The following is an 11,731-nucleotide window of genomic DNA, read 5'->3' as shown; positions in this document are numbered from 1 at the left end:
CCCCATGCCCCTGTGGCCCGTCTACACCGGTACGAAGGAGCCGCACGACGGCATCACCGAGCTGCCCGCGCCGCCGCCCTGGCGGGCCTTCGACGGCGGCCCGGAACTGGCCACCCCCGCCGACGCCGACGACACCTCGGCCACCTCGCCGGACCGCACCCACCGCGCCGCGACCTACCAGGCCACCTCGGACACGGTCCAGCTCGTCAACGCCGCCCTCTATCTGCGCCGCCCGTTACTGGTCACCGGCCCGCCCGGCACCGGCAAGTCCTCCCTCGCCTACGCGGTCGCCCGCGAGCTGCGGCTGGGCCCGGTGCTGCGCTGGAACATCACCAGCCGCAGCACCCTGCACGACGGCCTCTACCAGTACGACCCACTCTCCCGCCTCTACGCGGCCCGCCAGTCGGCCGCGGCCCTCGCACCGGGCGCCCCCGTCCCGGAGTCCGGCGTCGAGGACCATCTGCGCCTCGGCCCGCTCGGCACCGCGCTGCTGCCCTACGGCCGGCCCCGCGCCCTGCTCATCGACGAGATCGACAAGAGCGACCTCGACCTGCCCAACGACCTCCTCAACGTCCTGGAGGAGGGCCAGTACGAGATCCCCGAACTGGTCCGTGCCGCCCGGCACTCCCCCGCCGCCGAGGTGATGGTCGACGGCACCGACGCACGCGTCGGCGTGGAGCGCGGCCGGGTGCGCTGCCGGGCGTTCCCGTTCGTCGTCCTCACCAGCAACGGCGAACGCGAGTTCCCGCCGGCCTTCCTGCGCCGCTGCGTCACGCTCCGGCTCCGCCAGCCCGACGACCAGCAGCTCGCCGGGATCGTCCGCGCCCACCTCGGCGAACCGGACAGCTACGCCGAGTCGCTGATCACCCGGTTCCTGTCCCGGGTCGGCGGCGGCGACCTCGCCACCGACCAGCTCCTCAACGCCATCTACCTGGCCCGGTCCTCCGACCTGAACGACCGGTCCCTGGACGAACTGGCCGAACAGCTGATGCCCTACCTCGGCGAGGCCACCCGGACAGATGCCTTCTGACCACCCGGCCCCGCTCGCCCGCCTCGCCGGCCTGCTGGCACAGGCGGGCGGTGGCATGCGTCCCACCCCCCGGGAACTGGCCGAACTGCTGTGGCTGGCGGGGCGGATGGAGCAGCCGGAGGGGGAACCGGCGGGTCCGCCGGGAGAGGCGGCCGTACGACAGGACCCGCCGCCCGGGGAACCCGCCGCCCCGCCGCCGCCCGACCCGGTGGAGCACCCGGCCGCGGGGAGCCCGCAGGAGCCCACCCGCACCCCGCTCCACCTCCCCTCCGCGACCCCGTCCCCCGGCACGTACGCCTCCCTCCTGGCGCCCGCGCCGCCCATGCTGCGCCACCCGCTGGCCCTGCAACGCTCCCTGCGCCCCCTCAAACGCCGCACCGACGCCCCGTCCGGCCACCGTCTCGACGAACCCGCCACCGCCGACCGCATCGCCCGCCTCGGCGCGGCCCCCGAGTGGTGGCTCCCGGTCCTGCGCCCCGCGCGCGAACGCTGGCTGCGGCTGAACCTGGTGTACGACGACGGTCCGACGATGCCGGTCTGGCACCCGCTGCTCCGCGAACTGCACACGGCGCTGGCCCAGTCGGGGGTGTTCCGGACGGTGGCGGTGCACCGGTCGGCCGCGGACGGCACCGTGAGCGGCGCGGGGCTGCCCGGGGACGGCCGCACGGTCACGTTCCTGATCAGCGACTGCATGGGCCCGCAGTGGCGATCGGGCGAGGCGGGCGCGCGGTGGTACGGCACGCTGCGGCGGTGGGCGCGGCAGATGCCACTGGCCCTGCTCCAGCCGCTCCCCGAACACCTGTGGCGCGACACGGCGTTACCGGCCACGCCGGGACTGCTGTCGGCGCCGTTCCCGGCGGCACCGACATCGGCGCTCACCTTCACGCCGTACGAGGAGGAGGTGCCGGCGGGGTCGCTGGTACTGCCCGTGCTGGAGGCCGCCGGGCCGCGGTGGCTGGCGAACTGGGCCGGGCTGGTGGTGTCGGCGGGCGGGGCGCGGTTCCCGGGCGCGGCCGCACTGCTGGACGGCGGTGTGCGGGGCGACTCCCGTACGGACGTGTCCCTGCTCTCCGCCGAGGAACTGGTCCTGCGGTTCCGGGCGACCGCGTCCCCCGAGGCGTTCCGGCTGGCGGGGCATCTCGCGGTCGGCCGGCCCGATCTGCCGGTCATGCGGCTGGTGCAGCGGGCGGTGGAGCCGGATCCGCGGCCGCAGCACCTGGCGGAGGTGATCGTGAGCGGGGTGCTGGTGGCGGTGCCGGGGCCGCCGGGGTCGTACGCGTTCCGGCCGGGCGTACGTGAGCTGCTGCTGCGCACCCTGCCGCGGGCGGCCCGGAACGGCACGAGTGAACTGCTGGCCCGGGTGGGCGAGTTGATCGAGGAGCGGGCGGGGGCGGCACCCGGGGAGTTCCGGGCGGTGGCCCCGGCGGCGGGCGGCACCTCCCAGGGCGGGGACGGCGAGGCGTTCGCGACGGTGCGGACGGAGAGTGTGCGGCGGCTGGCGGAGGGTGGAGCCGACTCGGTACCGGGTGGGGACAACGGGCGCTATCGCCTGCTGCGGCGGTTCGTGCGAGGCGGGTCCGCCTGGCTGGCGGAGGACCGGGAGACCGGCCGACAGGTGGTCCTGCGCCGCTACCGGCCGCTCCGCGTCTCCGGTTGGCGGGAGGCGTTCCTGCGCGATGCGGAGAGGCTGTGCGCGTTCGGGCACCGCAACGTCGTACACGTCAGCGACTTCGGTATCGAGGGCGAGACGCCGTACCTGGCCACGGAATACGTGGACGGTATCCCTCTCGACAAGCTCGCGACAGCCAACGGCTACCACCTGCCCGGCCCCCTTCTCGTGTCGATCGGAATGCAGCTCGCCCAAGCCGTCGGTGCCCTCCATGACGCCGGTGTCGCACCCGTGGACCTGGGCCTGTCCCGCGTCGTGCTGCTGCCCGACGGGAACGTCAAGCTGGTCACCCCGGTTCTGGACCGGACGCCAGGGGGGGCTGCACAGGCGCGGGACCTGTTCTCGCTGGGCCAGGTACTCGTGCTCCTGGCCATGGGGGAACTCCCCCGGCTGTCTCCCCCCATCGCGCCGGAACAGCTCCACCACCTGCCGGAGTCCCTGCGCGAGCGGTACGCGCACGCCCTGACGCTGCTCCTGTCCCCGCCGCCCCGGCAGGTGTCCGGGAGAGAGCAACTCGCGGACGGTGAGCTGCTGCTGCGAGCCCAGAGGGAGCACCGGCAGCGCTCCTACCGCGTCCTCGGCCCCGTGACCGCCGAGATCGCCGGCGACTCCCTGGCCCTCGGCCCCCTGGAAGGCGCGGCGCTGGCCATGCTGCTGCTGCGCCACGGCCGCGAGGTGACCCGCGACGCCCTGCGGAAGGGGCTGTGGAGCCCCGGCGAGGAGCCGACGGACCCGGGGGAGGCCGTGGACCGGATCATGTCCCGGCTGTGGCAAGCCCTCGGCCCCGGCGTCCTGGCCACCCTTCCCGGCGGCTACGCGCTCCACGCCAGCGCCGACTACCTGGACCTGGTCCACTGCGAGGGCCTGGAGCGAACGGCCACCGGGCTCGCCGCCCAGGGCGACCTCCGGGAGGCGCGGGCCCGCCTGGGCACGGCGCTCGGCCTGTGGCGCGACGCGGGCCCCCTCGCGGACGTCCCCGGCCCCGCCGCCCGCAGCGCCCGCACCCGGCTCCAGCAACTCCGCCTGGCCCTGCACCGCAAGGTCGCCGAACTCGACCTGGACCTGGGCGAGTACGAGCGCGCGGCCGGCCGGCTCACCGACCTCCTGCGGACGTATCCCTCCCGGGAGGACCTCCTGCGGCTGCTCCTCATCGCGCTGCAACGCCTCGGCCGTACCGACGAAGCGCTGGAGGTCTACGAGGAGTACGAGCTGGCCGGCGGCACCGACCCCGAACTCCGGGCCATAGGGCATGAGTTGCGCGCGGAGTTCGACGAGCCGGGCGACGGGGACGAGTACCCGGCCCCGCCCCCGGAACTCCGGGCCCCCGACGAACCGGAGGGCTCCTTCCCCACCGAGGAGTCGCTGCCGTCGATCTTCGCGATCGAGGAGGAGGCGGCCGCCGCCGTCGAGGCGCCGCTGCCGCAGAACGTCGTACCCGAGAGCCTGTTCGCGGTGGACGACCCGCTGGGCGAGGAGGAGCCGCCCCACGAGAGCGAGACCGAGACCGAGGACGGGTACGACCCCGACGCCGGCTCCGGGACCCCCGCCGCGGGGCCGCCCCCGCCCACCTACCGCACCCTGGTCACCTTCGACTTCGCCGACGCCCCCCGGCACCCGGACGACGTGGCGGCGCTCGGCCGGGCGGTCACCCGGCTGCTGGCGGACGCCGCACTGGGCGCCGGCGAGTACGTGATGACCGCCCTCGGCAACGGCTACTCGGTGCTGACGGAGCCGGACGTCTCCGGGCTGCCGCTGGTCCTCGTCGCCATCGCGCGGTTCGAGGACGAGGTGCTGAGGCTGGGCGGTCTCAGGTGTCTGGTGATCTTCTCCTGTGTCCTGGCCGACGGCCGAACCGTGACCCCGGCCCTGTCGAGGGTCCGCCGCACGCTGGACGCGGCCGACGACCGACGGGGCATCATCGCCGTACCTCAGCTGCTCCGGGACGAACTGGACGAGGACACCGACCCCGACCCGTTGCTGCTGCCGCTGCGCCGCGGGACCGAGGAGGGCTGGTACCAGCTGTGCGTGCTGCGGCGTCCGCTGTACGACGGCACGCGCAAGCCGACACCCGTGCACGGCCCCTACCCGCTGCCCGGCGGGAGCCTCTTTCCGGAGCCGGTCCGGGAGACCAGGACCATGGTGTACCAGAGCCACGACGGCGACGAGGTCAGCCTCGTCGTGTTCCCCGCGGCCACGCACTACCGCGAGGTCGACCTCACCGAACGGCGGCTGAAACTGGACGAGTCCGAGGCGACCTTCCGCGCCACCGGCGAAGCCCGCTGGCGCGTCGTCGATCCCCTCCAGGCGGTGACCCACGGCACCGCCGCATCCGCGCACAGGGCCATCCCCGACCTCCTGCGAGCGCAGCTGCGCTATCTGTCGGACCAGTACCCGCGCACCTATCTCCGCCAGGCGAGCGCCGAACTCGCCGACGGACCGGGCGACCGGCGGGCCCCGCAGGGCATCGACGTCCGCTGGGACCTCACGCTCACGCCGACCCACGACCCCCACCCCGTGCCGCCGGCCCGTCCGGAGCGGGTCGATCTCAACGCCCGGCTGCGCCGGGCGGACGCGGTCGTGTTCGGCTTCGACGGCACGCTGGCCCGGCTCGGCCCGGACGACCTGGCCCCGGACATCCCGCTCCTGGCCCGCCTGCTCGGTCCGGATCCGCTCGGCCGTCCCCCGGCACTGGACCCGCGGAACATCTCCCCGGAGCTGCGCGCGCGCCTCGCGGCGCTGGAAACGCGGTCGGCCGAGCGGTCCGTCCCCGTCCCCGACGCCGACCTGGTGATCCGTACCCTCGCCGACATGGGCCTGGAGCTGGCGGTCGTCACCGACTGCGATCCCTACACGGCGACCGCGTACCTGCACCGGCGCGGGCTCCTCGACTGTCTGCACGGAGGCGTCCACGGGCGCGACGGGCTGCACTCGCCGCCGATGCCCGACCCGCACGTGGTGTCGCGGGCCCTGCGGCACCTCGGCGTCCGTCCCTCGAAGTGCCTGATGGTCGGCGCCACCGAAGCCGAACGGCAGGCGGCCCGGCAGGCCGACGTTCCCTTCTTCCACGTCGGCGGCGAACCGGGCCTGCGTCCCCTCCTCGAAGCCGCCCGCACCCTGTAGCCGGGAAACCCCCCATTCAGCCGCGCCCCGCCCGGCCCTCCCCCGAAGGCGCGCCGTCCGGATCCCCCGGAGGATGCGAAGCAGGCCGCCGACCGGCGGTGTCACCCCGTACGGCCCGCGCACTCGGGAGGATCTGCCGTGACCGTCAGTCTGGAGCAGTTGCGCCGCTGCCATTTCGCCGTCGATCTGGGGGCCGCCCGCACCCGGGTGTACGTGAAGGGCATGGGCCTGGTCGTTGACCAGCCTTCCGTGGCCGCCGTGAACACCCGCACCGGCGCCCTGATCGCCGTCGGCGAGTTCGCGGAGAAGATGACGGGCCGGACGCCCGACTACATCCGCGTCGTACGCCCCATCTCGGGCGGTAGCGTCGTCGACATCGAGATCGCCCAGCGGATGCTGCGTCATCTGCTCGGCGACAAGATCCGCCGTTCGCTGCGCCGCAAGCCCCGGCTGCGGGCGGCGGCCTGCACCCCGCACGACGCCGACCCGCTGGCCCAGCGGGCGACCATCGAGACGCTGGCGGGACTGGGGGCACGGCGGGTGGAGTTGGTCGACACCCTGATCGCCGCCGCGGTGGGGTGCGGGATGCCGGTGGAGCGGCCCGAGGCGACCATGATCCTGGTCTGCGGGGCGGCGGCGACGCAGGTCGCGGTGCTCTCCCTCGGGTCGATCGTGTGCGCCGAGCGGCTGCCCGTCGGCGGCGAGGCCGTGGACCGCGCGATCGTGCAGCATCTGCGGCACGAGCACGAGCTGATGCTGCCGAGCCAGTCGGTACGGCCCCTGCAGCTCGCCCTGTCCGGGAACGGCCTCACCCCGCACGGCCCGGCCTCCACCGAGATCCACGGGCGGGACGTGGCCACCGGCCTCGCCCGCAGTGTGCGGGTCGACACCGCCGCCGTCCGCGATGCCATCCAGACGCCGCTCACCGGGGTGCTGGACGGGATCGGCAAGGTGCTGCGGGACTGCCCGCCCGACCTGGTCGCCGATCTCGCCGACCGCGGGATCATGATGGTCGGCGGCTCGGCGCTGCTCCCCGGTTTCGACCAGTTGCTGCGGCAGGCCACCGGTATGCCGGTGCACATCGCGGAACGGCCGGACGTGTGCGTCGTCCAGGGCATCGGCGCGATGCTGGAGGGCCGCATCGAACCGCTGGTGCTGGATCCGCTGGCCGCCTGAGGTCCTCGACCTGTACCGCCGTGTACCGATGCGTCCCTGCGCAACCGGTCGCCCCTGGATTAGGTCGCCCCCGGGGGTCCCCCGAGACCTCCAAAACGGACATGCAGGTCAACTGGCGTGAATCCGGGGCACTTTGAGAACAGCGGCCGATCCAGCAGCGTACGGTCGTCCCGCCGGGTCCCGTGTGCACGCGGAGCAGGTCGGCCACCAGGTTGACCGGGAGCAGGCCGCGACCGCCGCGCTGTTCGCGGCCGGCCGGGCGGCGGCCCGCCAGGGGGTCGGCGAGCCGGACCTTGTCGCATACCCGCCAGGGGCCGAACTCGCGGGCCGCCTCCGGACAGGCCCTAGTACGGCAGGATCCGCCCGGAAGGCGTCCTGCGGTCGATCTCCTGCCCCCGGGGAGCGGGCCGACGAACAACGCGCACGCGAATCCGACCGTCCATGACGCCCTCCTCTTGCCGAGCCCTGACCGGGCCTGCCGTCCGGTAGGAGGGCCATGCCCAGCGACCGGCACCTCCAAGCCTCATGAGCGCCGCGAGTTGGCAATCCGCCGCTCCCCTTCCCCTCACCAGGTTCGGCTTGCCGGACATGGTTCGAAAACTCTCGACAGCGCCATGCCCGTCGGTTGACACTCCCGCAACGCTACGTCATCTCCATGTAACGACAAAGGGCTTGGCAGGGAGCCGCACATGACGCACACCGCAGGCCCGCCCGGTCGCGCGAGACGCCGGGCGGCGTGGTTCGCCGGGCTGACCGCCACCTCGGTACCCCGAGAACCAAGGGATCGCCGTGGAGGATCTGTCGGTGGCGGGATTGGCTCGCACGAAGCTGGCCAAGTCCGTGCACGACGCCGGATGGTCCTCGTTTATCAGCATGCTGGAATACAAGGCCGCCCGGTACGGGCGGACCCTGGTCAGGATCGACCGGTACGAACCGACCTCCCAGACCTGCCCCACCTGCGGCGTCAAGGACGGACCCAAACCCCTCAGCGTCCGTCCATGACCGGGACACCAACGCCGCACTCAACGTGAAGACGGCCGCCGGACTGGCGGTATCGGCCTGCGGAGCGCCGGTAAGACCAGGAGCGATCCCGGCACAGCGCGAAGAAACAGGAAGCCACGGATTCCCGACCGAACCCCGTGCCGCGTAGCGGCACAGCAACGATCGAGAAGGCCAGAATCCTCGGGCTTCGGCCCGAGGAGCAAGTCAACTCTTCACCACCGGCAACTGGTCCGCCGAGCAGACGACCAGGCCGGCCGGCTCCCACAACCTCACCCGCTCGGTGTGGAAGCGCATCGCCTACACCCAGACCGGCACCACGGGCGTGCTCTACGAGGACGGTGTCGAGGCCGGCCGCAACACCTCCGTCACCATCACCCCGGGTGCCATCAAGGGTTGGATTTGTGACTTCCGTGTATACGACCGGGCGCTCGCCGACGGCGAGGTCGGGCAACTCGCCCTGCCCGTCGCCACCCAGGTCGTCACCGCCGCCTTCACCGACCGGGGCGGCTCCGACACCCACACCTGCACCGTCGACTGGAAGGACGGCGGCCGCCCGGTGAAGGGCAGGATCACCGGCACCACCTGCCACGCCGAGCACGTGTACCGGAGGCCGGGCGGCCACCGTCCGGTGCTCACCGTCACCGACGACGACGGAGGCGGCGCCACCGTGACGGTCCCCGTCGGACCGCGGCCCCACACCATGTGAACCGGCGGCTCGCTCACCGACCGGGCCCGGGGGCGCACCGGGGGCGGGTCCGGGAGGTGACCGATGTCATTGACAAGCCGATCATCGACGGTTGTCATGAACACATGCTTCCGACCGGGCGCCGTGCGCTGCTCGACGCCGCCCGAGCCCAGGCGGCGGCACGCCCCGGAGTGCTCCTCCACGGTCCCGCCGGCATCGGCAAGTCCACGCTCGTGACGGCCCTGGCCGCCGACGCCCCGCCGGCCGGCACCGTACTGCACTGCTCGCCCGCCGAGGAGGAGACCCAACTCCCCTTCGCGGGACTCGTCGGCCTGTTCGCACGCGTCCCGGAGAGCTGCCTGGAGAGCCTGCCGCCCGAGCCCCGGACCGCGCTGCGGGCGGCCCTGCTGCGCGGCCCGGAGCCGGCGGACGACCGGGGCCGGCTCGCGGTCCGTGTCGCCGTCCTCGACGCGTTGCGCGCCCTGGCCGCCACCGGCCCCGTCCTGCTGGTCGTCGACGGTCTGCAGTGGCTCGACGAGCCGACCGCCGAGGTCCTCGCCTTCGCCGTACGCCGTCTCGAGGGTCCCGGCATCCGGATGCTCGCCGCCGAGCGGGTGGCGGACGGCGGGCAGCCCGAACGGCTGCGCTGCTGCCCGCCCGGCACCGTCGAACTCCCCATGCCGCCCCTGACCGACGACGAGACGGCCCGGCTCGTCCGCGCCGACCTCGATGCCGACCTGCCCCCGGCCCTGCTGCGGGCGGTCCAGGAGACCGCCGCGGGAAACCCCTGGTACGCGCGGGAGCTGGGGCGGGCCGCCCGGCACGCCCCGGCGCACCTCGGCTTCGGCGCGACCCCGCCCGTACCGCCGAGACTGCGCAACCTCCTTCTGGAGCAGGCCCGTTCGCTGCCGGAGGCGGTACGGCACACCCTCCTCGTCGCGAGCGCCGCCGCCCGCCCCAGCCTGACCCTGCTGCGTGCCGCGGGAATCCCCGACCCCGCCGCGGACCTCGCGGAGGCCGAACGGCTCGGCATCGCGACGGCCGACGCCGACGGGATCGTACGGTTCCGGCACCCCGTACTGCGGGCGGCCGTGCACGCCGACGCCCCCGAGCACGGCCGGCGGCAGGCACACGCGCGGCTGGCCGAGGCGGCGGCCGGGCCCGTGGAGCGCGCCCGGCACCTCGCGCTCGCCCGACCGTACGAGGACGAGGCCACCGCCCGCACCCTGATGTCCGCGGCCGAGTCCGCCCGCGGCGACGGCTCCCCCGGCACCGCCTTCGAACTGGCCGCTCTCGCCGCCCGCCGCACCCCCGACGGCCGCCCGGCCGAACGTGCCGAACGGCTGCTGGCCGCGGCCGAGTACGCGTGCGACGCCGGCCGCCCGGAGGAAGCGGGCGAGGCCGCCGGGACCGTCCTCGCCCGGTCGGGCTCCGCGGCACAGCGGGTGCGGGCCCGCCTGGTCCTGCTGCTCGGCGCCGGGCAGGCGCTGGAGAGCGCCGAGGACCTGATCGCGGAAGGCCTCCGGGACGCGGCCGGCGATCCGCGCTCCGAGGCGCGGCTGCACCACTGGGCCGCCGTACGGGGGCTGCTGTGCGGGGAGTTGGCGGAGGCGGCCCGCCAAGCCCGGCGGGCGGCCCGGCAGGCGGCCGCGGCGGGCGACACGGACACCAGCATCGGGGCGCTCGCCACCCTCGCCCGGGTGCGGTCCCTGGCCGGGGAGCCGGTCGCCGCCGACGCCGCGCTGGAAGAGGCGCTCGCCCTGGTCGGCGGCGCCGGCGGCGGCCCGGAGAGCCGGCGGCTGATCCGGATGCGGGCGATCCTCGCCCTGGACTCCGACCAGGTGACCGAGGCCCGCGACCAGGTCGTCCGGCTCCTCCAGGAGATCGGCGGGTCGGCCGGGGCCGAGGAGGTGACGGCGACCCTGGTGGCGCTGACCCGTATCCAGGTCCGCGCCGGGCACTGCCGTGAGGCGCTGCGCACCGCGGCCCGCTGCTCGCGCACCCTGCCCCGGACCGCCCCGGCGCTGTACGCGGCGGCACTCGCCGCGACCACCGGTGCCACCGCGGACGAGGCCCGGCGGCTGGCCGCGCGGGCGGTCCAGGCCTCGGAGGCCGACGGCGACCGGCTGTTCCTGCTGCGCGCACTGGCGGTGCTCGGGCAGGCCGAACTGCTCGGCGGCGATCCGCGCGGGGCGGCGGCCGCGGTCGAGGCGCTGGAGCGCGTCAAGGAGCTGGGCGAGGCCATGTGCGCCGCCGACCCGCCCCTGCTGCACTGGTACGCGGACCTGACCGAGGCCCTGGTCGTGCTGGGCGAGACGGACGCGGCCGGCGCCGTGCTCCGCGACGCCCACGCGCGCCTGCCGGACGGCGCGCCCGGCAGCGTACTGGCGGCGCTGGAGCGGGCGGAGGGCCTGCGGGAGGCAGGGCTCGGCCGGGCGAAGGAGGGGGCGGTGCGGCTGCGCACCGCCGTCGAGCGCCTGCGTCACCTCCCGCTCCCCGTCGAACTGGCACGCACCCTGATCGCACTCGGCGCGGTCGAGCGCCGGGCCCGCCGCCGGAACGCGGCCCGCGAGGCGCTCGCCGAGGCCCTGGAGACGGCGACCCGGATCGGCGCGGTCCCGCTCGCGTCCCGGGCCCGGGACGAGCTGGCCCGGCTGGCGGCCGGGGAGCGCGGCGGCGAGGCGGGCGCCGGCGGGCCCGAACTGACTCCCGCGGAGGCCCGGATCGCCGAACTGGTCGGCGGCGGGGCGACCAACAGGGAGGTCGCCGCGGAGCTGTTCATCAGTGTCAAGACGGTGGAGGGGGCGCTGTCCCGGGTCTACCGCAAGTTCGGCGTCCGCTCGCGCACCGCGCTGGCGCACGCGATGGCGGTCGCCGTCATCGCCTCCGGAGCGGCGGTGGACGCGGTCGACGACGACCAACCCGCCTCCGCGGCACCGCCTATGACGATCAGTCAGCCCGCGCGCGTCCGCGTCCCCCGCACCTTCGACACCCGCAGTTAACACGCAACGCAAGGGTTACCCCGCTTATGGGGGCAGGGCCGCAGTTC

At 74.9% G+C, this 11,731-nt stretch carries 5 protein-coding genes and 2 pseudogenes; 6 read left to right on the top strand and 1 reads right to left on the bottom strand.

Translation table 11 applies throughout. The features are described from left to right. Positions 1-4: 4 nt before the first annotated feature. The 3 genes from ACGFZQ_RS04050 (at position 5) to ACGFZQ_RS04040 (ending at position 6,995) form a co-directional block, all read left to right on the top strand. On the top strand, positions 5-1,030 hold the full coding sequence (locus ACGFZQ_RS04050; RefSeq protein WP_393839047.1) for an AAA family ATPase: 1,026 nt from the start codon (positions 5-7) through the stop codon (positions 1,028-1,030). Next, the gene (locus ACGFZQ_RS04045; protein WP_393839046.1) at positions 1,020-5,819 is read left to right on the top strand and encodes an SAV_2336 N-terminal domain-related protein; all 4,800 of its coding nucleotides are present in this window, start codon (positions 1,020-1,022) and stop codon (positions 5,817-5,819) included. The genes ACGFZQ_RS04050 and ACGFZQ_RS04045 overlap by 11 nt, the downstream gene beginning before the upstream one ends. A 138-nt stretch (positions 5,820-5,957) precedes the next feature. Continuing rightward, positions 5,958-6,995 (top strand): rod shape-determining protein, encoded by a 1,038-nt coding sequence (locus tag ACGFZQ_RS04040; protein WP_351731415.1) that lies wholly within the window; start codon positions 5,958-5,960, stop codon positions 6,993-6,995. 142 nt (positions 6,996-7,137) lie between these two features. Here the strand turns inward: ACGFZQ_RS04040 and ACGFZQ_RS04035 are convergent. Beyond that, positions 7,138-7,299 (bottom strand): annotated as a pseudogene (locus ACGFZQ_RS04035) (sensor histidine kinase); the annotation flags it as partial. Positions 7,300-7,766: 467 nt separating this feature from the next. Here ACGFZQ_RS04035 and ACGFZQ_RS04030 point away from each other — a divergent pair. From ACGFZQ_RS04030 to ACGFZQ_RS04020, 3 genes and pseudogenes are all read left to right on the top strand, one after another. Next, a pseudogene (locus ACGFZQ_RS04030) lies at positions 7,767-8,145 on the top strand (RNA-guided endonuclease InsQ/TnpB family protein); the annotation flags it as partial. Between the two features lie 132 nt (positions 8,146-8,277). Continuing rightward, positions 8,278-8,703, top strand: coding sequence for a PKD domain-containing protein (locus ACGFZQ_RS04025; RefSeq protein WP_393839045.1), 426 nt, complete (start codon positions 8,278-8,280; stop codon positions 8,701-8,703). Between the two features lie 104 nt (positions 8,704-8,807). Then, positions 8,808-11,684, top strand: coding sequence for an AAA family ATPase (locus ACGFZQ_RS04020; RefSeq protein ID WP_393839044.1), 2,877 nt, complete (start codon positions 8,808-8,810; stop codon positions 11,682-11,684). Positions 11,685-11,731: the final 47 nt, after the last annotated feature.

This window comes from Streptomyces sp. NPDC048254 (assembly GCF_043201895.1).
Taxonomy (GTDB): Bacteria; Actinomycetota; Actinomycetes; order Streptomycetales; family Streptomycetaceae; genus Streptomyces.
The sequence above is the reverse complement of the archived record's forward strand: the minus strand, read 5'-3'. Positions and strand labels throughout refer to the sequence as shown.